Genomic DNA, 21,606 nt, shown 5'->3' on the forward strand with positions numbered 1-21,606 from the left:
GATGATGGGCGGGGTTCCAGACGAGCTGCGAACAGGGCTGCGCTCGCTTGTGATCGCGGTGGCTGCGCGCGATGGGCGAAAGCTCGTCGCGGCCGTGCAACAGATCGGCATGCTGTTGCCGTCGGCTGATACGAAAGAGTTCGAACGCGCCGTCACGGCGTTGTTCTCCCGCTTCGGCGGCATGGGGTTCGCCGAGCTGAGCGCTGTCGACCCGCACGAATTCCGTGATTTCTCGCGCGAGTTCGGCGACACGATCCGATCACTGCCGTTCCAGCTTCCCGAGGGGATGCTCCTGCTCTTCCGCGCTGTCTCGCTGACGTCGGGCATGTGCAGTGGGCTCAATCCGGCATTCAACGTCTGGGATGCCGTCGAGCCCTATGCTGCGCAGCTGCTGCGCGATGAGACCGGCAACACCGTGAAGAGCTTCGCGCAGGAAGCCTGGTCGAGCGTCGGCGTCGCCGCGCGGCTGCCCGGTCGCATCGACGCCGTCATCACCGAGATCGAAGAGGGCACGATCACCTTCGACACGTCGCGGTTGGAGCGCCGTCTCGGTCGCCTGGAGCGCATCGGGGTGCGGGTGGTCTCTGCGGTTCTGTTCGCCGGATTCGCGATCGGCGGCGCGGTGCTGATCGTGCCGAATGTCGTGCTCGGGCTCGTGCTGCTCTCGGCGTCGGTGATCCCGCTCGCCCATGCCGTGCTCGCTGGAGTATTCGGTCGGCGCGATTCGCGGTGAGAGGTCAACCCTGACGCATCCGACTAGACCACCGGATGCGTCCCGGTCGTCCGCGGTCGCATTCGCGGCTCGCTGCGCATGATGATTCCCAGCGCGACCATGACGATCGCGAGTCCGAGGTGCAGCCAATTGTCGGCATCGTTGAGCGGAATGAAATTCAGCTGGTCGTTGCCGACGGCGATGAGACCGTAGACCCAGAGCACCAGATAGACGAGACCGCCCAAGACGAGAAACAGCCGAGATGCGGAAGCGTTCACCGCTGCGACGAGCCCCCAGACGCCGTAGGCGAAGTGCACGATGTTGTGCAGCACCGAGACCTGGAACACGCCCAGCAGCAGTGCTTCGGAGCCCGGACCCGCCGCCTGAAGGTGCTCGGCCGAGTGCGTCAGCCCCGGAATGAATCCAGCCACACTGACAAGGATGAAGACGACTCCCATAGCCACGGATGTCTTCTGAATCGCACTTGCCGCGTAGCTGCGGACGATGTCGCCGGTCATGGTGCGCCTCCTGCTCGAGATGTCGTCGCGGACCTCGACGCTAGTGCGGCGGCATCGCGTTCAGCAGGGGGTTGACGCGGGCGGGTCGGGCACTCCATGCCAGTATGGCTGGCATGGATACTCCTGACGACGGGGCGAAACGTCCCCAGACGCATCACGCGGATGGTCCACGAACCGGAAGCATTCCTCGGGCCGCTGAGAAGACCGGAGAGGTGGCGCGAAAGATCGTTCACGATCTCGCGGTAGCGCCACCGCGCGGACTGCATCCGGCGCTGATCCCCGGTGTGTCCGTCGAATCGACGCGGCGCGTCTACCGCACCGACGTGCTCGTCTTCGGCGTCGCGATCACGCTCATGCTCGCCTTCATCGGCTGGGGCGTCTTCGCCGGTGACAACCTCTCCGGCACGACCAAGGCCGTGCTCGATTGGGTGCTCGAGTACTTCGGCGTGTTCTTCACCGTCATCGCCACGATCGTGCTCTTCTTCATGCTGTACGTCGGCTTCAGCCGATACGGGCGCATCCCGCTCGGCCGCGATGACGAAGCCCCCGAGTACTCGATGTTCTCGTGGATTTCGATGCTGTTCGCCGCCGGTATGGGTATCGGCCTCGTCTTCTGGGGCGCCGCCGAACCGCTGACGATGTTCGAAGCGCCCCCGCCTGGCACCGTCGAGGCGAACACGCTCGAGGCGATGCACACGGCCCAGGTGCAGGTGCTCTATCACTGGGGCCCCCAGGCCTGGTCGTTCTACGCGCTCGTCGGCGGGGCGATCGCCTACGGCGCCTATCGGCGCGGACGCACACCGCTGATCTCGTCCATCTTCGCGCCGCTGCTCGGAGAGAACCGCACCACCGGGCCGATCGGTCGCACGATCGACATCTTCTCCATCATCGTCACCCTGTTCGGCACCGCGGCCTCTCTCGGACTCGGGGCGCTGCAGATCGGGCACGGCATCGAGATCATCGCCGGAATCGGCGAGTTGGGCAACGGCATCCTCATCGCCGTCATCGCCGTGCTGACCGCGTGCTTCATCGCCTCGGCCGTGTCGGGTGTCTCCAAGGGCATCCGCGCGCTGTCGAACATCAACGGGATCGCCGCGATCGTGCTGGCGCTCTTCGTGTTCTTCGTCGGCCCGACCATGCTGATCCTGAACGTGCTGCCCTCGGTGGCAGTGCAGTTCATCGGCGACCTGCCGATGATGATCGGACGCTCCGCCTCGCAGGGCATCGATGCCGAGAACTTCCTCGCCGGCTGGACAATCTTCTACTGGGCGTGGTGGATCTCGTGGTCGCCCTTCGTCGGCATGTTCATCGCCAAGATCTCGCGCGGACGCACGTTGCGCCAGTTCGTCTCGGTCGTGATCCTCGTGCCGTCGGTGATCTCGTTGATCTGGTTCGCGATCTTCGGCACGACGGCGATCGACCAGCAGATGAACGGCGCGGGCCTCATCGTCGATCCGCCCGAGGAGGTTCTGTTCGGCGTGCTCGACAACCTGCCGTTGACGACGATCACCAGCATCGGGCTCATTGCGCTCATCGCGATCTTCTTCATCACCGGCGCGGATTCCTCGTCGCTCGTGATGGGTACGCTTTCGCAGCAGGGAAGGCCAGAGCCGGCCCGATGGGTGGCCGCCACGTGGGGAACGCTCGTCGGCATCATCGCCGCGGTGCTGCTCGTCTCGGGCGAAGAGGGAAGCGGTCTGCAATCGCTGCAGAATGTCACGATCGTCGCGGCTCTGCCGTTCGCGGTCATCATGGCATTCATGATGATCTCGCTCATGAAGGATCTGCGACGAGACCCCTTGATCCTCCGCGATCGCTACGCGCGTCTGGCCGTTCGGCACAGTGTGCGCACCGGGCTGGAGGAGTACGGCGACGACTTCGCGCTCGTTCCCGTCGAGTACGATCACTCAGCCGACGAGATCGCCTGGGTCGACGAAGACGAGGTCGATGACAGCCTCGTCGAGGTCTATCAGGCCGCCACCGAAGCGATCGACATTATTCCGGATGCGAATGCGGATGCCGAGCAGACGCCCGGCGTGGAAACGGCGGACGGTCCTGTCGAGAAGTGAGTATCGGCGGCGAGGGGCCGGAGCGCGAGCCCGGCCCCTCGCCGTGTGATTAGTCGATCTCGATGGTGAACGTCGAGGTCGTGTTCTCGATGTCCTTGTGGTTTCCCGACATCGTCAGGTTGTGGAAGGTCACCGAGCCGACCGCGGGTCCCTGACCCGGCTCCGGCATGGGGTTGGCCCAGATACCGTAACCGGACCTGTCGTCGAACTGGTCACCGCTCTTGGTCGCTCCCGTGATCGACACGTCGGTGAAGACCGTGTTCTCGAACGCGTTCTGCGGCTGCGAGCCGACATAGTTCGTCTGGAACATGATCCCCGAATACGTCGGGTCGATGATGTCGAGGTTGCTCACGCGGATGTTCGTGAACGACTTCGACGCCGAGAACATCCACACCGCCGGGAACACCTGCTCGCCCCAGAAGTGACCACCCGCGCGCCGGCATCCTCGCGATGAGCGGCGCCCGGGGCAACGCGATTCTCACGGATGTCACGATCAGCGGTTCCCGAGACGGCGATGTCCACAAAGAGCCGGGCTCGCAGTTCGTGTTCAACGAACAGTAGGGAAGGAGAGCGGTAACGAAGCCTCCGGGACGATGCGGTCACCCGCCGCATCGTCCCGGAGGCTTCGTGGATTTCTGGCATGAACTCTTGACACGGCATCCGCCCCGTCGTAACGTACAACCAAATGGTTGCACAATCTGAACTGAGTGAGATGGAGATCGACCGTGTCTTCCACGCACTGGCGACGGCGACACGGCGTGACATCCTGCGCCGCACGATCGGCGAAGAGCAGTCGGTGTCGATCCTTGCGGGCGACTACGAGATGTCCTTCGCCGCGGTGCAGAAGCACGTCGCCGTCCTCGAGGCCGCCGGCCTTATCATCAAACGCGCTGAGGGACGCGAGCGGCTGGTCCGCGCGAATCCCGAGATGATCGCGCGCGCCCGGGCGCTCTTGGCCCGCTACGAAGAGCTCTGGCGGGCCCGCATCTCCCGCCTCGACGACCTGCTCGCCTCCGATGCGCCGCACAACAACAAGCACGACGAAGGAGTCTGACATGCCTGTCACCGATGTCACCACCGACCCGCAGAACCTCACCATGACCTTGACCGCCGAGTTCACCGCCCCGGTCGAGCGCGTCTGGCACGCGTTCACCACGCCCAGCCAGCTCGAGCGCTTCTGGGGCCCTCCCGGCTGGCCGTCCACCTTCCGCGAGTTCGACCTCACCGTCGGCGGGCGTGCGCAGTACTTCATGACGAGCCCGCGCGGCGAGAAGTCGTCGGGGTCGTGGGAGTTCATCTCGATCGACGAGCCCCGCGGCTTCGAGGTCATCGACTCGTTCGTCGACGAGGCCGGCACACCTCTCGACGGATTCCCCGCGATGCGGATGACGTTCTCGTTCGAAGAGACCGCAGACGGGTCGCGCATGGTCAACACCAGCTACTTCGACAGTGCCGAGGCGCTGGAGCAGGTTGTCGCCATGGGCGCGGTTGACGGCTCGACGATGGCGATGGACCAGCTGGATGCCGTGCTGCAAGACCTGCGCGCATACGCCGAAGGCAAAGGTACCCGCGTCGAGCTGCTCGACGACACGCACGTGCGCATCACACGCCTGGTGAACGGGCCGCGCGACCTCGTCTGGCGCGCGCACCACGAACCCGACCTGATCCGGCAGTGGATGCTCGGCCCCGACGGGTGGGAGATGACCGAGTGCGTCGTGTCGACCACGGTCGGCGAGAGCTACCGAAACTCGTGGGCGCCGGTCGGCGACACCGAGGGTGAGCCGTTCGGCTTCGAGGGCGAAGTGCTGCTCATTGATGAGCCCCGCCGTGCCGTCACCACCGAGCGGATGCAGGGTCAGCCCGTCGAGACCGTCAACGACCTGAACCTCTACGAGGAAGACGGCGCGACCCTGGTCACGGTGCTGATCGAGTACCCCGACAAGGAGACGCGCGACATGATCCTCGCCACCGGCATGGCCGACGGAATGGAGGAGTCGTTCGCGCGACTTGAGCGCGAGGTGCTGGACGCCGCGCGTTCATAACTCCGCAACGGATGCGCGTTCTTGCTGAGTTATGCGTGCTGCTGCGCACGAATGAGTGCTGGTCGGATCAGCGCGATGGCGACCAGAGTCGGTACTGCGAGGGCGATGGCGAGGCCGACGTTGCCCGCAACACTCAGTCCAAGGCCGCCCAGGAACGCCCCCGCGAACACCCCGAGGCTCATTCCTGCGGCGTTGATGCTGTAGGCGGGGGTCGTCAGCTCGCCGCCGCTGTGCGCGATGAGCGTCGTCACCTGTGCGGCCACGACGGCGTGACCGAAACCCATCACGACCGTGGCGATGAGCGCCACAGCGAGCGAGTCGGTCAGGAACACGCCGAGAACCGCTGCGGCGGCCGCCGTGAGCCCGCCGACCAGGAGAGCACCGTGCGCATGTGAAACGCGCGCCCACCGCCCGGCGAGGAAGTTTCCGGTGAAGAACGATGCGCCGCTCAGCGTCCAGACGAGAGTGAAGAGCACAGCATCCAGCCCGTGCCGCTCATGGAACTGTGCCGCGAGAAACGCGAGGTAACCCATGAACGACGTCGTGCGAAGGGAAGCGATTCCGATGAGCGCCAGCAGATCGCGTCGGCCGCGAAGTCGGCGGAATGCCTCTCCATAGCGGAGGGGTCGCGGGACAGAAACGTCTGCCCTGCCCTTGCGCAGAAACAGGATGCCGGCGGTCGCCGCAAGTGCGGACGTGATCCACAGCGCACCGTGCCACCCCTGCCACAGACCGATGACGCCGATCACCGGCGCGGCGAGCACCGCCGCGAGAGACTGCGTGGCCGTGACCAGGGTTGCCGCTCGACCGGCGTCGCCCGGGTCGGAGTAAGCGGTGGTCGCGATCCTCAGCAGCGCCGGGGTGAGCATTGCTGTCGCTGCGCCGACGCCCACGCAGAACGCGACGATCGACCAGACGGCGTCGAGCGTGCCGACAAGACTGCTGACAGCGAGGATGCCGAGACCGGATGCTGTCACGCGCGACGCCGACCATTGAGCGACCAGCGGGGCCAGTACGACTCCGACTGCCAGGGCGGCGACGCCGCCGAGTCCGCGAAGCGTGCCGACGAGCGCCGGACCCGTCCGCGTGTCATCCGCGATGGGGATGAGGAACGTGGAGTAGATCGTGAAGGGCAGCAGGCTGATGATCGCCGCGACGATCATGGGCCAGATCGTGCGAACGATCCGTCGGTCCGGGGTACCCGGCACGGTCAGCGGGTGGCTGCGAACTCGCGCAGGTACTCGGCGAAGCTCTCGAGACCGTCGATGTTGCGCGGGCTGGAGATGGCCTCGTTGTAGTCGAGCACGTAGAAGTCGTCGTTCATCACGGCGGGCAGAGTGGCGGTCACGGGGTTGCTCTTCAGGAACGCGATCTTCTCCTCGGCGGGCTGATCCTGGTACTCGAGGATGATGATCACCTCGGGCTCAGCGTCGACCACGGCTTCCCAGCTGGCTTCGGTCCATCGTGCTTCGACGTCGCCGAAGATGTTCTCACCACCCGCATAGCGGATGATGTCTGTCGGTGGCACCTGGCTTGCGGCGGTGAACGGCTTGTCGGTGCCGAAATCGTAGAGGAACACCTTGATCGGGTCGCCTTCGGGTGCTTCCTCCTGCACGGTTGCAACCCGCGCCTTGTACTCCGCGATCAGCTCAGCGGCGCGCTCCTCGACGCCGAAGATCTGACCCAGCCGCTCGAGGTCGGAGTACAGTCCCTCGAACGGGGTGTGCTGCTCGGGGAAGCCCGGATAGTTGAAGCACGACTCCGAGTGCATGAAGCTCTGAATGCCGAGAGTGTCGAGTATCTCGGGTGTGATCCCGCGGGAATCGGAGAAGCCCGAGTTCCATCCGGCCACGACGAAGTCGGCATTGGCGTCGACGACGAGCTCGCGGTTGAGCAGGTCGTCTGAGAGGAGCTCCACCTTTTCGTAGTCCGCCGCCCACGGGGACTCGCTCACCGGAGGGTTCGCCGGTGGCATCACATATCCCAGAACGTGGTCGGTCAGACCGAGGGCGAACATCTTGTCGGCGCTGCCTCCCTCGTACACGACTGCGCGCTGCGGCGTCGTGTACTCGACCGGCTCGCCGCAGCGATCCACCGTCGTCGTCGAGGCATTCACGGGTGAATCGGATGCGTCGACCTGAACGGTTCCGCAACCGCTCAGCAGTAGCGCTCCGATGATCGTCGCCGGCAGCGCCGCCCGGCGAAACACGCCCGGTGTGGTCTTCGTCATGGTGTCTTCCCTTTCACAGGCCGCGGAGCGGCCGTTTGTTCTCGCCGGTGCGGCCGACGGCTGTCGAGTTCGAAGAGGATCTGCGGATCGCCTGTGATCGGATGCTGCACGACGGTCACGTCGACGCCGAAGACCTCGGAGATCAGGGTGGTGGTCAGCACTTCATCGGGCGATCCCGCAGCGATGAGGCGTCCTTCGCTCAGCACGCCGAGCCGGTCGCAGGTGGCGGCGGCGAGATTGAGATCGTGCAGGACGACGACGATCGTCAGGCCGCTGCCGCGCAGATACCGCAGCAGCTCTATCTGGTGGCGGATGTCCAGGTGGTTCGTCGGCTCGTCGAGCACCAGGATGCTGGTTTGCTGAACGATCGCACGCGCCACCAGAACGCGCTGCTTCTCGCCGCCGGAGAGCTCCAGGATTCCACGGCGTGCGAGGTGGGCGACATCCATCTGCTCCAGGGCTCGCGCGCACAGATCGCGCTCGGCGGATGTCAGCGGCTGGTTGCCCCGTTTATGCGGCGTGCGACCGAGGGCGACGACCTCCTCCACCGTGAAGTCGAAATCCGCACTGCTCTCCTGTGTGAGTGCGGCCACGCGCTGCGCGCTTGCTCGCAGGGGCATGTGCCAGATGTCATCGCCGTCGATCCGCACCGCGCCGCCTGTGGGTTGCAATGCGCGGTAGACACACCGCAGGGCGGTGGATTTTCCTGAGCCGTTCGGCCCGACGAGCCCGATCACCTCGCCGTCGGCAGCAGTGAGGTTGAGCCGATGGACGAGATCGCGACCGTCGACGCCGACCGTCAGGTCGTCGATGTGAAGCTCCATCATCGTCCTCCGAAGACGTATCCGCGCCGGCGCATCAGGTAGATGAACACCGGCACGCCGATGATGGCGGTGAGCACACCGAGCGGAAGCTCGCGCGGCGCGACCATCGTGCGGGCGAGCAGATCGACCCAGACCATCAGGATCGCACCGAGGAACGGAGCGATCAGCAGCAGCCGGGCGTGCGTTGCGCCGATGATCATGCGGGTGATGTGCGGGATCACGAGCCCGACGAATCCGATGGTTCCGCTGACGGCGACCATCGCGCCGGTCATCAACGCCGTCACGACGAAGAGCGACTTGCGAGCTCGCGTGGCGTCGATTCCCAGGCTCGCGGCGCTCTCATCGCCCAGTGCGAGCACGTCGAGGATGCGGCTGCGCCGTCCGAGCACGAGCAGCCCGGCGACGATGAAGATGACGACGACCGGCAGGGATCCCCACGTGGCCGCGCCGAAGGAGCCCATCGTCCAGAACAGAACGGTGCCGGTCGCCTCACTCGTCGGAGCGAAGTAGATCATGACGCTCATCACCGCCTGGAAGCCGAAGGAGAGCGCGACACCGGTGAGCACAAGGCGCAGGGGGCTGACGCCGAGCCGGCCGGCGGCGATCAGATACACCAGTGCCGTGGCGCCAAGCGCGCCGAGGAAAGCGCCGACCGAGACGGCGTAGATGCCCAGTGCCGACAACGCGCCGAAGAGAGAGACGGCGACAGCGCCGACGGATGCTCCGGATGAGACTCCGAGAATGTAGGGGTCAGCGAGTGCGTTGCGCACCAGCGCCTGGATCGCGACGCCGATCCCGGCCAGTCCTGCGCCGACGATGGCCGCCAGCAGCACACGCGGTGTGCGGATCTGCCAGATGATCTGATACCGGGTGACGTCGTCGGCGCTGATCGTGCCTGCTGTGGCAGAAGTCCACAGGTACCGGACGGTGTCCGCCGGTGGTACGACCGCCGAGCCGAGTCCGATGGCGACGAGGATCGACGCGATGAGCACCACAGCGAGAGCTGTGACCAGCGCTGCTGCTCTTCGGCCTCGGCGAACGACGTGCCCAGCAGCGGCCGTGGCGCGTGCGGGATCGTCCCGCGCGTCGCGGAGGCTTCTAAGCATAACGATAATCATTCTCAATAAAAGGTGCGAAATCAAATCGACGCGCTCGCCGGCGGTGTCAGATCAGTCGCCGCAGGGCGTCTTCCAGCGAGATGCCCTGCGCGTCGGCACGGTCGCGCAGCCGGGCATGCTCGTCGGGCGTGAGCGCGAGGTGCAACGCGATCGGAGCCGCGGCAGGGGGTGTGCCCAGACCGTCGAGAAGATCGGATGCCTCGGCCCACAGCGGCTCGGTCGCTGAGCCTGTCGAAGCGTCCGGGACGCCACCACGCCGGAACCCCGGCCCGCGCCGGGGCTCCACCTTCTGCTGGTACGCCTTCGCCGCCGCGTTCGCCCGTGCGTCGGCGGCCTCGTTCAGGTCGTGGCCGGCATGCCCCTTGACCCAGGCGAACTTCACGTCGCGGTCCTGCATCGCGGCATCCAGCGACTCCATGAGATCGCGGTTCAGCACCGGGGAACCGTCGGCTTTGCGCCAGCCGCGGCGCTTCCAACCGGGCATCCATTTGGTGATCGAGTCGATCACGTATTTGCTGTCGCACATGATCAGAAGCGATTCGTTGGTACCGGCGGTCGCGAGCAGCAACTCGAGCACGGCTCGCAGCTCACCCTGGTTGTTGGTGCCGTGCGACGATCCGCCAGCAGCCCAGTTGTCGTCGTCGATGTACCAGGCCCACCCGTTCGGTCCGGGGTTTCCGAGGGCAGAGCCGTCTGCGGCGGCGGTGATGGTCATGTTTCAACCGTAATGCGGTCACGGCATGACGCAGCGCTCACGCCCGACGGAAGGTGTAGTACCCGATCACGGCACCGTGATTGACGACACCTTCGCCCGTACCGAAGATGCGTGATGATGTGGTCGCACCGCTTTCGACGAACGTGTAGCCGGTGTGCTCCAGCCGCCAGCCGTGCTTCTCGATCTCGCTGAGAAAATAACCCACGCTCTCATCGTTCGAGACGGTGTTTCCGGCCGAACCCCACGACGACTGCTCGCCCGTGAGCATGCTGACATCGAGCTGGATGTGCAGCAGCGCGTCGCCACGCTCGTGCGCTCCCTGGGCGACCTGCAGCAGTCTCGATGCTTCCTCTGCGGTGGGCATTATTCGTCGTCCTCCGGTTCGCGGTTCTCGATGCTCACAGCATCCGGTGCGGGCGGAGCGACGGGGAACACAATCGAGCTCACCGGTCCGCCCAGGCCCACCGAGAGCGGGTCAACAGTTGGCCTATGATCGAGGGTCTCGACGCCATCGTCGTCTCGCGGCTCAGACGGCAGACCTGCCCAATCCTGCTGGTCATGCTTGGGTCCCTGCTGAAACAATCCCATATGACCAGTCTCTCTCAGAAGTCTGCAATGACGAGCTTCTTCATCTCCAGCATCCGATCGTAAGCACCGGGGCGGGCCATCAACTCGCCCATGTTCTCCGGGACGATCTGCCAGCTGACACCGTACCGATCGGCGAGCCACCCGCACTGTTCGGCGGCCGAGTCCATCATCGAGAACCACTGACCGGCCAGCTGGAACTCCCCGAACATCACGCTGCCGGCATCGGCGGGCCCGGCGAACATCAGCTGCGGGATGACGAACGGGCGCGGATCGCCCTCGGGGTCGGTGAGCATCAGCTGCCAGTTCACCCCGTAGCGATCCTGAACCCAGCCGTAGCGGGGGCTGAACGGGTACTCGACGAGCGCCATCAGCACCTGTCCGCCGTCGGTTAATCCGGCCCACACCTCGTTCAGCCGCGCGCGGGCGGCGTCGACGTCACCGCCGAAGAAGAGCGGATCGAAGTTCAGCATGAACGAGATCGACGGGTTCGGCCGGAACTCGTCCCCGGCGTTGATCAGCGTCATGAGGTACCCGTCGATGACGAGATCGACAGTGAGCACCTTGCCGGCGAAGTCGCTCTGCCACGTTGGCAGCTCGGCCGGATAGTGTGCGCCGACGATGCTCGTCGCTCCCTGGAAGACGGATGTGTAGTACTCACCGGCTTCCTCCGCGTTCCTGTCGAACCAGAGGTTCGGGATGATCTTCTGCTGAGTGTTCGTCATTGCTCGCTCCGCAAACGTCGGCGTCTGTTCATCCAGCGTGCGCTCATCGAACGCAGAGCGCAAAAGTCGTAGTCTGGGGCGATGGCTTCGCTCACAATCTTCGGAATCTTGTGGAGTTCCTGGCTCGGCACGCTCATCGCCGCGGTCGTGGCAGTGGTCATCGCCGTGGCGATCGTGTTCGTCGTGCGTCTGATCGCCGGGCGCGCGCACGGGCGATCAGCCTGGATAGCCGATCTTGAACGCCGCATCCGCATGCCCGGTATGACCCTGGCGTTCATCATTGCGGCGTGGATCGTCTGCGCTTCGACAGCGCCGCGGGCACTGTCGTGGTGGCCGATATTGGAGCGCATCTTCCTGATCGCGATGGTGCTGGTGTGCGCCTGGCTGCTGTCGGTCCTCGTGACGTTCGGGTTCGAGCGCCTGATGAAGTACGACGCGCGGATCGATGCGACCAGTACCGAGGCCCGGCGTCGGCGCACGCAGTTGACCGTGCTGAACCGTCTGGCTGTGGTGATCATCGCTGTTCTCGCGGTCGGTGCGGTGCTGTTCAGCTTCCCTGAGGTGCGCGCGATCGGAACGAGCATCCTGGCATCCGCCGGTGTCGTCAGCATCATCGCCGGTCTTGCCGCACAGTCGACCCTCGGCAACCTCATCGCCGGGATCCAGGTGGCTTTCACCGACTCGATCCGTGTCGGCGATGTCGTCGTGATCGAGGGCGAGTGGGGGACGATCGGCGAGATCAACCTCTCCTATGTCGTCGTCTACATCTGGGACGAGCGGCGTCTCATCATCCCCTGCACGTACTTCACCGCGAACCCCGTCGAGACGTGGACACGTCGGTCGGAGAAGATTCTCGGCACCGTCTTCATGGATCTCGACTGGCGCGTGCCGATCGACGAGGTGCGCCAGAAGTTCATGGAGATCATCGAAGCGTCGGATGCCTGGGACGGCCGCTCCGCGAACGTCCTCGTCACCGGATCCGAGGGCGGCTATGTCACCGTGCGCTTCAAGATCTCGGCGAAGAACTCCGACGACCAGTGGGATCTGCGGTGTCTCGTGCGCGAGAAGATCATCACCTGGCTGCAGCAGGAACACCCCGAGGCGCTGCCGGTCACGCGCGTGGCGATGGAACAGTCCGCGCAGACTGCACGACAGGGCGACGAGGCGGCCGCTCAGTCCTGAGCGGCGTCGCGCACCGCCTCGACGAGGTCACGCCACGGTCCGGCCAGTTCGTGGTCGGGAACCTCGCGTTCTCGCCGGTCGGCCGGCGTGTGGGCACGGATGCTCCACACATAGCGGTCTGCGCCTGAGGTCTGCTCGCCCGGGGCATCCCACGGGCACTGCTCGATCAGCGCCACCCAGCGCGCTGCCTCATCGTAGGGCGGTGCGACCTGCCATTGGCGACGGATGCCGCCGACACCACCGGTGCGGACGATGACGACCACGACCTGTGGGGCGTAGCCGGAGGAGCTATTCGGTCGGGCGGGATCGTTCATGGTCATACACTCCCACGCTCGCCCACGCTTTTCGAGTGGCTGTCGCGGTCTCGTCATCGACAGCGGCGGCGACCGTCGCATCCGCGAAATCGGTGAACGTCGCGGTGCTTGGCAGGCCACCGGTGAGTGCGCGGTACCAGGTGAGGCCGGCCCGCTCCCACGCGTTGCCGCCCAGAGCCGTCGCTGTGAGCGCGAACGCACGGTTCGGGATGCCGGAGTTGATGTGCACTCCACCGTTGTCTTCTGTCGTCTGCACGAAGTCATCCATGTGCGCGGGCTGCGGGTCACGGCCGAGCTCGTCGTCGTCATAGGCCGTGCCGGGCTCGAGCATGGAACGAAGGGCTGTGCCCTGCACCTCGTCGGTGAAGATGCCGGCGCCGATCAGCCAGGTCGCCTCGTCTGCGCTCTGCCCTGCGGCGTACTGCTCGGTGAGCGCGCCGAAGACGTCGGCGATCGATTCGTTCAGCGCGCCCGGCTGCCCCTGATATTCGAGGTTCGCGGTGTGCTGGATGACCCCGTGCGCGAGCTCATGGCCGATCACGCTGATCGATCCGGTGAAACCGCGGAACACCTCGCCGTCGCCGTCGCCGAAGACCATGCGCTCGCCGTCCCAGAAGGCGTTGTCGTAGTCGACGCCGTAGTGCACGGTCGCGTCGAGCTGAGCGCCCGCGCCGTCGAGAGAGTTGCGTTCGAACGCTGACAGCATCATCTCGAACGTTGCGCCCAGCCCGTCGAAAGCCTCGTTGACGGCCGCGTCGTCGACCGCGGGCTCGCCCTCGGCGCGAACGACGACGCCGGGCAGCGTCTCGCTGTTCTCCGCATCGCTGATCGTGCGGTTCGGCGCATCCGTCAGCTCGGCGACGAGATCGCCGTGTTCATCGATCGACAGGTTGATGCGGGCGCGGAACTGCGGGCGACCTGCGAGCAGCGTCTGACGGGCGGCATCCGCAGCCCGCGTGAATCGACCCGACTGAGCAATGCGGGCGAGCAGATACGCGGGAATGATGCTGTGTGCTGCTGCGCTGTGGTCCATGCCGCCGACGATACGCGGGGGAGCCGACACTGTCACGGGAACTGTTGTTGAACAGCGCTCTCATCCCACTCGCGTAAAATCAGCCCAATGACCGATGCGCCCGCCGACAGCCCCGACCTCGGCGACGGCCTCGACCCCGACGACCTCGCCACGACGCTGCGGGTGCTCGCGTCGATGGACCAGATCAGCGAGCAGCATCCGGACTACATCGCTGTGCGCCGGGCGACTGCCGCGATGTTCAAGGCTGTCAAGCGCGTGCGCAGGCGTGAGATCCGCGATGCGATCGCCGCAGCCGACAGGGCGGTCGTCGCCAATACCGCCACCGGCGCGGCCGATCGCATCGACGATGAGACCCGCGGTGCCGACCTGCAGACACAGACGGATGCTCCGACCGCCGGAACCCTCCTCAAACCGCGGAACTGCTACATCTGCAAGCAGCCGTACACCCAGGTCGATGCCTTCTACCACCAGCTGTGTCCGGACTGCGCGCGCTACAGTCACGGCAAACGCAACGCCCGCACCGACCTGACCGGGCGCCGAGCCCTGCTCACGGGCGGACGCGCGAAGATCGGCATGCACATCGCCCTGCGGCTGCTTCGAGACGGCGCGCACCTGACGATCACCACGCGCTTCCCGCGGGACGCCGTACGCCGCTTCTCGTCACTGCCCGATTCTGCCGACTGGCTGCACCGCCTGCGCGTCGTCGGCATCGACCTGCGTGACCCGGCGCAGGTGATCGGCCTCGCCGACTCGGTCGCGGGGCAGGGCCCGCTCGACATCCTCATCAACAACGCAGCCCAGACCGTCCGGCGCTCGCCGGGTGCGTACTCGCTGCTGGCGGATGCCGAGATGCAGCCCCTGCCCGAAGGGCCGCTGCCCGAGATGGAGACGTTCGGGCACACGGTCGATCCGCATCCGCAGGCGCTGCAGGCCTCTGTCGATTCGAATCCGCTCCTGTCGGTGGCTTCCCTCGGCGGCACCGTCGCCGAGCAGGGCGGGCAGGCGCTCACAGCCGAAGATCTCGCTCGTCTCGCGATGGCTCCGGGATCCTCGTCGCTCGCGAAGCACGCTGACGGGTCGGCGATCGACGCGGGTGGGCTCGTGCCCGACATCGACCATGTCAACAGCTGGGTGCAGTCGGTCGATCAGGTCGACCCGCTCGAGATGCTCGAAGTGCAGCTGGCGAACACCACGGCGCCGTTCTTGCTGATCAGCAGATTGCGGGCGTCGATGCGCGCGTCGGATGCTCGCCGCAAGTACATCGTGAACGTCTCGGCCATGGAGGGGCAGTTTTCGCGCCGATACAAGGGGCCGGGGCATCCGCACACCAACATGGCCAAGGCCGCGCTCAACATGCTCACCCGCACCAGCGCCGGTGAGATGCTCGAGGCCGACGGCATTCTCATGACCGCCGTCGACACCGGCTGGATCACCGACGAGCGTCCGCATCACACCAAGGTGCGCCTGGCCGAGGAGGGCTTTCACGCACCGCTCGACCTGGTCGACGGGGCCGCCCGCGTGTACGACCCGATCGTGCAGGGTGAGCTCGGCGTCGACCAGTACGGGGTGTTCCTGAAGGATTACAAGCCGAACCCGTGGTGAGCTCGCAGCCGCCTGCCCCGCCCGCCCCGTGCTCGTCCCGCCCGCCCCGTGCTCGTCCCGCCCGCCCCGATCTGCGGACGATGTCCCGATCTGCCGATGAATTCGGCAGAAACCTCGGCAGATCGTTACGGGGTCCGCAGATCGGGCAGGCTCAGCCCGGCAGTCGCACGGCGACGATCAGCCCGCCGCCGTCGCGCGGGGTAAGCTCCAGCACTCCGCCGTGCGCTCGCACGATCGCCTCGCCGATCGCGAGCCCCAGTCCGTTGCCGACGTGATCCGCACCCCGTGATCGTCCGGCGCCGCGCTGGAACGGCTCGGCGAGCGTGGCCACGAGATCCGGCGCGAGCACGTCGCCGGTGTTCTGCACCGTCAGGATGCCGGCGTCCGCGACGGCCTCGGTGCTAACGGTCACCTCGCCGCCGGGCAGGTTGTGGACGATCGCGTTGTGAACGAGGTTCACGACCAGCTGCTGGAGCAGCGCGGGCGACCCCGGAACGACCGACATCGCGCCGTCGAGCGCGATCGAGACCCCGCGTCGTTCGGCGAGCGGGTGCAGCGTCTCGGCGGCCTCTTCGGCGAGGAGCGAGAGGTCGACCGGCTCCCGCTCGAACTCTCCACGGTCGGCGCGAGAGAGCAGCAGCAGCGCCTCGGTGAGTGCGATCGCCCGCGAGTTCACGGACTGCAGGCGGTCGACAAGCACATCGACATCGCGGTCCGGGTCGTCGCGCGCGACCTCGAGCATCGCCTGAGACACCGCGAGCGGTGTGCGCAGCTCGTGCGAGGCGTTCGCTGCGAACCGTCGCTGCTCATCGATGTGCCGTTCGAGGCGCTCGAGCATGGTGTCGAAGACGTCGGCGAGGTCCCGGAACTCGTCGCGGGGACCGTTCAGTCGGATGCGGTGCGATAGCGAGCCCTCGGATGCGAGCCTCGCCGCCTCATTGATGCGGTTCAGAGGCGCCAGCATCCGTCCGGCCAGGAACCATCCGCCGACGAGGCCGAGAGCGAGCAGGAAGATCAGCGCCCAGATCGCCCGCGGCATGAACGCGCGCATCAGGTCGCCGCGGTTCGGCACGAAACCCGCGATCGTCCGGATATTCTCGTCCGGCACGTAACGCAGCAGGAACAGATTCACGACCGCCAGCAGCAGAACCCCGGCCACCACGAGGAAGCCGGCGTAGCTGAGTGTGAGCCGCCACCGCGCGCTGATACCGCGTCGCCTACGCATCGGCAGCATCCGCGTCGATCCGGTATCCGACGCCGGGAACCGTCGCGATCACCCACGGCTCGCCGAGGCGCTTGCGCAGGGCCGAGACCGTGATGCGGACGGCGTTCGTGAACGGGTCGGCGTTCTCATCCCAGGCGCGCTCGAGCAGCTCCTCTGCGCTGACGACGCCGCCGGCGGCGTCCATCAGCACCTCCAGCACCGCGAACTGCTTGCGAGTGAGCGCGACGTAGCGTCCGTCGCGGAAGACCTCGCGGCGGAACGGATCCAGCCGGCTCGTCGCCGGACGGCCCCGGCACATCCCGGTCGAGCACGGCGATGTCGTACGCGTTGATGCTCAGCAGCTCAAGCGCCGTGTCCCCGTCGTCCGCGATGTCTGCCGCGATCGCCTCGAGGCGAAGACCGTCGCGCACGGCCTCGGCGAGGTATGGTTCGTCCTCGACGATTAGCACACGCATGGCTGAATCCTACGCATGGACGCATGTCGGAAACGTATGAATTTCTGCATACGGCCGGGCAACACCCGCGCGAGTTCTCTGGGGGTATGAGCACCGCAACTCCCACTCGCACCGCCTGGCGACGCGTCGCCGTCGCACTCGTCCTGATCGCGTTCGTGCTGATCGTTGTCATCGCCGTGCAGCAGTCATTGGCCGCGGCATCCGCCATAGATCGTTCCGTTCCCGAATCAGGAGCCGAGACAGCGCCGGCCGGGTCCGTCTTCGCTCCGAGCGAGGCCGACGGCGTGATCATCGACGGAGACGAGCCCACCGTCTTCGACGTGGACAGGGCGGCGGTGAAGAACCTCGATCCTGCGCTGCTGGATGCTCTGCAGCGCGCCGCGACGGATGCCGCCGACGACGGTGTCGAATTCCGGCTGAACAGCGGCTGGCGGTCACCCGAGCTGCAGCAGCACACGCTCGACGAAGCCGTCGACGACTACGGCTCGACGGAGGAGGCTGCGCGCTGGGTCGCGACGCCGGAGACCTCGGCGCATGTGAGCGGCGATGCCGTCGACCTGGGTCCGTGGAGCGGTCTGGACTGGCTCGTCCAACACGGCTCCCGATACGGCCTCTGCCAGATCTATGGCAACGAACCCTGGCATTATGAGCTGCGACCGGATGCCGTCTCCGAGGGCTGCCCGCCGATGTACCGCGATCCGACGGAGGATCCGCGCACGGGTGGATGATCAATTGCGGGTCGGCGCCCCGAGCGACCGGGAGAGCTCTTGCGCAGCCTGGGCGACATAGGCGCCCAGACGATCGAGCTGGCCGCCGATGCGAGACTTCGGTGCGCTCACGTTGATGGCGGCGACGATATGGCCGGTGAAGTCGGTTATGGGAGCGGATGCCCCGACGACGCCGGCCTCGAGTTCTTCATCGAGAGTGGCGTAACCACGCTCGCGAATCCTGTGCAGTTCGGCAAGGAGAGAGTCGAAGTCGCTGACCACCGCTTTGCTCTCCGGTGGAGTCTCGAGCACGGCGAAGCCGGCGGCCGTCATCGCCGGGTTCAGTGGCCCGACGAGAGGTTCATCCCGGCCATGCTCCTCATACCAGCGGGTCAGCGATGAGCGATCCCAGTCGCTGATGAGCACTCGGCCCGACGGCGTGCGCCATGCGGCCGTCGTCACGCCCTCCCAGCCCGTGGTGCGAAACTCGTGCGGGCTGAGCTCGCTGAGCACCGTCAGTACATTGCCGCCGCGCAGCACGCACAGGTGAGTCGTCTCACGAGTCGACTGCGCGATGTTGCGCAGGTGTGCGCGCGCCTTGCTCGCCAGCGTTGCTTCTGTGGTTCTCGCCGCGATGGCGAACAGGCGGCTGCCCAGCCGGTAGTTCATCGTCGTCGCATCCCGCTCCACAAGCTCCGCATCGGACAGCGTCGCCATCGTCCGCGAGATCACTGCTTTGTCGCGACCGGTGAGTTGCGCGATGCGCATGACTCCGAGGCCATCACCAGCGACGGCCTCGTCGCTGCCCAGCCACTCAAGAATCTCGATGTCCCGCCCCAGCCCTGATGAGTTCCGGCGGGCGGCCCCTTCGGTAGGTGTCATCGGCTCAGCATAGCATCGTTGCCATATGTGCAACATGCGTTGTGAGAATGGCATCAGGTGTTCTACTCTGAACTCATCGTCATCTGGACGGTTCACTCAACGGTGAGAAAGGAGCCACTGTCCGTGTCAGGATTCGACCTCGACAACGTCACGACGGTCCTCGAACGCCGATGGGAAGACATCCTCGAGCTGGCAGTCGAGCATCTGCTCGTCGTCGCGCTCTCGCTGGGCATCGCGCTCGTCATCGGGGTGGTCCTCGGGCTCCTCGTCTGGAACCGTGCCACTCCGCGCGCAATCGCGATCACATCGGCATCTGTCGCGATCACCATTCCGTCCTTGGCCCTGCTCGCACTGCTCAGCCCGGTTCTTGGACTCGGCTGGGGCCCGACCATCGTCGCCCTCGTCTTCTATTCGCTGCTGCCGATCATCCGCAACACCGTCGTCGGACTCCGTGAGGTTCCCGCGCACATCCTCGAGTCCGCCACCGCGATGGGGATGAGTCGTCCGCGGGTGCTGCTCACCACCCAGCTGCCGCTCGCCTGGCCGGTGATCCTCACGGGAACCCGGGTTGCAGCTCAGCTCTCCCTCGGCATCGCTGCTATCGCCGCATACGTCGCCGGTCCCGGCCTCGGACAGTACATCTTCAAGGGACTCTCCTCGCTCGGTTCGAAGAACGCACTGAACTATGCGCTCGCCGGAACGGTGGGAGTCATCATCCTCGCGCTCCTCGTTGACGGAGCGTTCGTCCTCATCTCCCGCTACACGACCTCGAGGGGGCTCCGTGCCTGATCTCACCACCGCCACCGGCAGCGTCACCACCGACACCGGGTTCCTGTCCGCGATCTCGAAGAAGCAACGCGGCGTCTCGATCGAGCTGAGCGGTGTCACCAAGGTCTATCCCGGACAGGAGACTCCTGCGGTCGAGCACTTCTCGATGCGGATCGAGCCCGGCGAGCTCGTGATGTTCGTCGGTCCGAGCGGTTGCGGCAAGACCACGACGATGAAGATGGTCAATCGGATCATCGAGCCGACGAGCGGTTCCATTCGCATCGACGGCACCGACATCCTCTCGATGGATCCGAACCAGCTGCGTCGCCACATCGGCTACGTCATCCAGCAGATCGGACTCTTCCCGCATCTGACGATCGCCGAGAACATCGGCGTCGTACCGCGACTGCTCGGGTGGTCGAAGGCGAAGATCGCCGAGCGCGTCGACGAGCTGCTGCAGACCGTTCAGCTGGATCCCGGTCAGTTCGCGGCGCGCTATCCGAAGCAGCTCTCGGGCGGCCAGCAGCAGCGTGCCGGTGTCGCGCGTGCCCTCGCCGCCGACCCGCCGGTCATGCTCATGGACGAACCGTTCGGTGCGACCGACCCGATCACTCGAGAGAAGCTGCAGGCCGAGTTCCTGCGACTTCAGGCTGAGATCGGAAAGACGATCATCTTCGTCACCCACGACTTCGATGAGGCGATCAGGCTCGGCGATCGGATCGCCGTGCTCAGCGAGCGCTCTCACATCGAACAGTTCGACACACCCGCACGCATCCTTGCGAACCCGGCGAACGACTACGTCTCGTCTTTCATCGGCCAGGGTGCGGCCCTGAAGCGACTGGCTCTCATTCCTATCGCGGATGCACGGCTTCGGCCAGCATCGGACGGAGCCCCGCGGATCGGCGCCGATGAGTCGCTGCGCGACGCGCTCGATCTGCTCGTGCTCACCGGAGCAGCAGCGGTCAACGTCGTCGGTTCAGACGAGCGCGTGAAGGGGGCACTGGACAACGCCGCGATCTCGGCTGTACTCGCCGACGCGCCGGAGGTATCCGCCATCGAGGGAAGTCGCTGAGATGAGCGTCATCTCAGCGACCCAGGCGACGCCGGTCGCCACTCGACGCCGGTTCGGCGGTTCGTTCGCACGAGTGTCCGCCGCGCCGCTCATCGTCGGTGCCGTGCTCGTGCTCACCCTCGTGTGGGTGGCGACGATCCCGCTGGACTCGATCGAGCAGCGCACGCTCAATCCGGACTACATCCTCTCGCGCGTCGGCGAGCACCTGCTCCTGACTGCCGTGGCCTCAGCGCTGGTGGCCGTTCTCGCGATCCCGGCAGGCATCGGCGTGTACCGCAGCCGTTCGAAGATCGTGCACGCCATCGCCCTGGGCCTGGCGAACATCGGGCAGGCGACGCCCGCGGTCGGCGTGGTCATCCTGCTCGCGATCGTGTGGCAGACCGGATTCGCGACCGCGCTGGTGGCACTCGTCGCCTATTCGTTCCTTCCTGTGCTGCGCAACACGCTCGTCGGACTCGAGCAGGTGGATGCTGGCGTCAAGGAGGCCGCGCGCGGCATGGGCATGACGTCCGGTCAGGTGCTGCGTCGCATCGAGCTTCCGCTGGCGTCGCCGGTGATCCTCGCTGGACTGCGTACCGCTCTCGTCTTCTGCGTGGGCGTCGCGACCATCGCGACCTTCATCAATGCCGGGGGCCTGGGCGACATGATCGTCAACGGGCTGAAGCTGCAGCGCTTCCCCGTACTGCTGGTCGGCGCCGTCCTCGTGGCCGCTATCGCCGTGCTCATCGACTGGGTCGCCGGCCTCGTCGAAGAAGCCGTCCGCCCGCGCGGACTCTGAACTCGAACTTCCCTCCCGAATCACAGGCATCTCCCTTCCACACATCAAGG

At 66.0% G+C, this 21,606-nt stretch carries 23 protein-coding genes and 2 pseudogenes; 10 read left to right on the top strand and 15 right to left on the bottom strand.

Features of this window, described 5'->3' with window-relative positions; genetic code table 11:
- A pseudogene (locus tag Q1J95_RS01600) lies at positions 1–733 on the top strand (AarF/ABC1/UbiB kinase family protein); the annotation flags it as partial.
- Between the two features lie 23 nt (positions 734–756).
- Here the strand turns inward: Q1J95_RS01600 and Q1J95_RS01605 are convergent.
- A complete protein-coding gene (locus tag Q1J95_RS01605; RefSeq protein ID WP_300265520.1) occupies positions 757–1,230 on the bottom strand; it encodes a DUF4383 domain-containing protein in 474 nt (157 codons plus the stop codon).
- A gap of 113 nt (positions 1,231–1,343) precedes the next feature.
- Here Q1J95_RS01605 and Q1J95_RS01610 point away from each other — a divergent pair, with 113 nt between their 5' ends.
- The gene (locus tag Q1J95_RS01610) at positions 1,344–3,299 is read left to right on the top strand and encodes a BCCT family transporter (protein WP_300265521.1); all 1,956 of its coding nucleotides are present in this window, start codon (positions 1,344–1,346) and stop codon (positions 3,297–3,299) included.
- 49 nt (positions 3,300–3,348) lie between these two features.
- Here the strand turns inward: Q1J95_RS01610 and Q1J95_RS01615 are convergent, their stop codons facing one another.
- Positions 3,349–3,705 carry a hypothetical protein gene (locus tag Q1J95_RS01615; protein WP_300265522.1) on the bottom strand — a complete coding sequence of 119 codons (357 nt, stop codon included), beginning with the start codon at positions 3,703–3,705 and terminating at the stop codon, positions 3,349–3,351.
- Positions 3,706–3,984: 279 nt separating this feature from the next.
- On the opposite strand from Q1J95_RS01615, the gene Q1J95_RS01620 reads away from it, so the two are divergent.
- On the top strand, positions 3,985–4,353 hold the full coding sequence (locus Q1J95_RS01620) for a helix-turn-helix domain-containing protein (protein ID WP_300265523.1): 369 nt from the start codon (positions 3,985–3,987) through the stop codon (positions 4,351–4,353).
- Position 4,354: 1 nt separating this feature from the next.
- A complete protein-coding gene (locus tag Q1J95_RS01625; RefSeq protein ID WP_300265524.1) occupies positions 4,355–5,341 on the top strand; it encodes an SRPBCC family protein in 987 nt (328 codons plus the stop codon).
- A 29-nt stretch (positions 5,342–5,370) separates the two neighbouring features.
- Here the strand turns inward: Q1J95_RS01625 and Q1J95_RS01630 are convergent, their stop codons facing one another.
- The 8 genes from Q1J95_RS01630 to Q1J95_RS01665 are packed head-to-tail and all read right to left on the bottom strand — an operon-like array spanning position 5,371 to position 11,538.
- Positions 5,371–6,549 (bottom strand): MFS transporter, encoded by a 1,179-nt coding sequence (locus tag Q1J95_RS01630; RefSeq protein WP_300265525.1) that lies wholly within the window; start codon positions 6,547–6,549, stop codon positions 5,371–5,373.
- 2 nt (positions 6,550–6,551) lie between these two features.
- A complete protein-coding gene (locus Q1J95_RS01635) occupies positions 6,552–7,571 on the bottom strand; it encodes an ABC transporter substrate-binding protein (RefSeq protein WP_300265526.1) in 1,020 nt (339 codons plus the stop codon).
- Complete coding sequence (locus Q1J95_RS01640) at positions 7,568–8,398, bottom strand: ABC transporter ATP-binding protein (RefSeq protein WP_300265527.1); 831 nt, start codon at positions 8,396–8,398, stop codon at positions 7,568–7,570. The genes Q1J95_RS01635 and Q1J95_RS01640 overlap by 4 nt, the downstream gene beginning before the upstream one ends.
- Positions 8,395–9,501 (bottom strand): iron ABC transporter permease, encoded by a 1,107-nt coding sequence (locus Q1J95_RS01645; RefSeq protein ID WP_300265528.1) that lies wholly within the window; start codon positions 9,499–9,501, stop codon positions 8,395–8,397. Before Q1J95_RS01645 ends, Q1J95_RS01640 begins: the two co-directional genes overlap by 4 nt.
- Positions 9,502–9,559: 58 nt before the next feature.
- The gene (locus Q1J95_RS01650) at positions 9,560–10,228 is read right to left on the bottom strand and encodes a ribonuclease H (protein ID WP_300265529.1); all 669 of its coding nucleotides are present in this window, start codon (positions 10,226–10,228) and stop codon (positions 9,560–9,562) included.
- Between the two features lie 37 nt (positions 10,229–10,265).
- Positions 10,266–10,592: a hypothetical protein gene (locus Q1J95_RS01655; RefSeq protein WP_300265530.1), complete on the bottom strand. Its 327-nt coding sequence runs from the start codon at positions 10,590–10,592 to the stop codon at positions 10,266–10,268.
- Positions 10,592–10,816: a hypothetical protein gene (locus Q1J95_RS01660; protein WP_300265531.1), complete on the bottom strand. Its 225-nt coding sequence runs from the start codon at positions 10,814–10,816 to the stop codon at positions 10,592–10,594. Before Q1J95_RS01660 ends, Q1J95_RS01655 begins: the two co-directional genes overlap by 1 nt.
- A 14-nt stretch (positions 10,817–10,830) precedes the next feature.
- Entirely contained in the window at positions 10,831–11,538 is a 708-nt protein-coding gene (locus Q1J95_RS01665) for a VOC family protein (RefSeq protein WP_300265532.1), read from the bottom strand.
- Between the two features lie 81 nt (positions 11,539–11,619).
- Between Q1J95_RS01665 and Q1J95_RS01670 the strand changes: the two genes are divergently transcribed.
- Positions 11,620–12,720, top strand: a complete 1,101-nt coding sequence (locus Q1J95_RS01670) for a mechanosensitive ion channel domain-containing protein (RefSeq protein WP_300265533.1) — start codon at positions 11,620–11,622, stop codon at positions 12,718–12,720.
- Here Q1J95_RS01670 and Q1J95_RS01675 read toward each other — a convergent pair.
- Together Q1J95_RS01675 and Q1J95_RS01680 are read right to left on the bottom strand one after the other, a co-directional pair.
- Positions 12,711–13,034 (bottom strand): protealysin inhibitor emfourin, encoded by a 324-nt coding sequence (locus Q1J95_RS01675; protein ID WP_300265534.1) that lies wholly within the window; start codon positions 13,032–13,034, stop codon positions 12,711–12,713. The genes Q1J95_RS01670 and Q1J95_RS01675 overlap by 10 nt on opposite strands.
- Positions 13,009–14,067 (bottom strand): M4 family metallopeptidase, encoded by a 1,059-nt coding sequence (locus Q1J95_RS01680; RefSeq protein ID WP_300265535.1) that lies wholly within the window; start codon positions 14,065–14,067, stop codon positions 13,009–13,011. Before Q1J95_RS01680 ends, Q1J95_RS01675 begins: the two co-directional genes overlap by 26 nt.
- Positions 14,068–14,154: 87 nt before the next feature.
- Here Q1J95_RS01680 and Q1J95_RS01685 point away from each other — a divergent pair, with 87 nt between their 5' ends.
- A complete protein-coding gene (locus Q1J95_RS01685; RefSeq protein ID WP_300265536.1) occupies positions 14,155–15,669 on the top strand; it encodes an SDR family oxidoreductase in 1,515 nt (504 codons plus the stop codon).
- Positions 15,670–15,820: 151 nt separating this feature from the next.
- Here the strand turns inward: Q1J95_RS01685 and Q1J95_RS01690 are convergent, their stop codons facing one another.
- A complete protein-coding gene (locus tag Q1J95_RS01690) occupies positions 15,821–16,894 on the bottom strand; it encodes a HAMP domain-containing sensor histidine kinase (protein WP_300265537.1) in 1,074 nt (357 codons plus the stop codon).
- Positions 16,887–17,349: pseudogene (locus Q1J95_RS01695) on the bottom strand (DNA-binding response regulator). The gene Q1J95_RS01690 and the pseudogene Q1J95_RS01695 overlap by 8 nt, the downstream one beginning before the upstream one ends.
- Positions 17,350–17,435: 86 nt before the next feature.
- Between Q1J95_RS01695 and Q1J95_RS01700 the strand changes: the two are divergent.
- A complete protein-coding gene (locus Q1J95_RS01700) occupies positions 17,436–18,077 on the top strand; it encodes a M15 family metallopeptidase (RefSeq protein ID WP_300265538.1) in 642 nt (213 codons plus the stop codon).
- On the opposite strand, the gene Q1J95_RS01705 is transcribed toward Q1J95_RS01700, so the two are convergent.
- The gene (locus Q1J95_RS01705; RefSeq protein WP_300265539.1) at positions 18,078–18,938 is read right to left on the bottom strand and encodes an IclR family transcriptional regulator; all 861 of its coding nucleotides are present in this window, start codon (positions 18,936–18,938) and stop codon (positions 18,078–18,080) included.
- Between the two features lie 123 nt (positions 18,939–19,061).
- On the opposite strand from Q1J95_RS01705, the gene Q1J95_RS01710 reads away from it, so the two are divergent.
- The 3 genes from Q1J95_RS01710 to Q1J95_RS01720 are packed head-to-tail and all read left to right on the top strand — an operon-like array spanning position 19,062 to position 21,556.
- Positions 19,062–19,727, top strand: a complete 666-nt coding sequence (locus Q1J95_RS01710) for an ABC transporter permease (protein WP_300265540.1) — start codon at positions 19,062–19,064, stop codon at positions 19,725–19,727.
- Between the two features lie 43 nt (positions 19,728–19,770).
- A complete protein-coding gene (locus Q1J95_RS01715) occupies positions 19,771–20,778 on the top strand; it encodes an ABC transporter ATP-binding protein (RefSeq protein WP_300265562.1) in 1,008 nt (335 codons plus the stop codon).
- Between the two features lies 1 nt (position 20,779).
- Positions 20,780–21,556, top strand: a complete 777-nt coding sequence (locus Q1J95_RS01720) for an ABC transporter permease (protein WP_300265541.1) — start codon at positions 20,780–20,782, stop codon at positions 21,554–21,556.
- Positions 21,557–21,606 lie beyond the last annotated feature (50 nt).

The sequence above is a fragment of the Microbacterium sp. genome, from assembly GCF_029263575.1.
Lineage (GTDB): Bacteria > Actinomycetota > Actinomycetes > Actinomycetales > Microbacteriaceae > Microbacterium.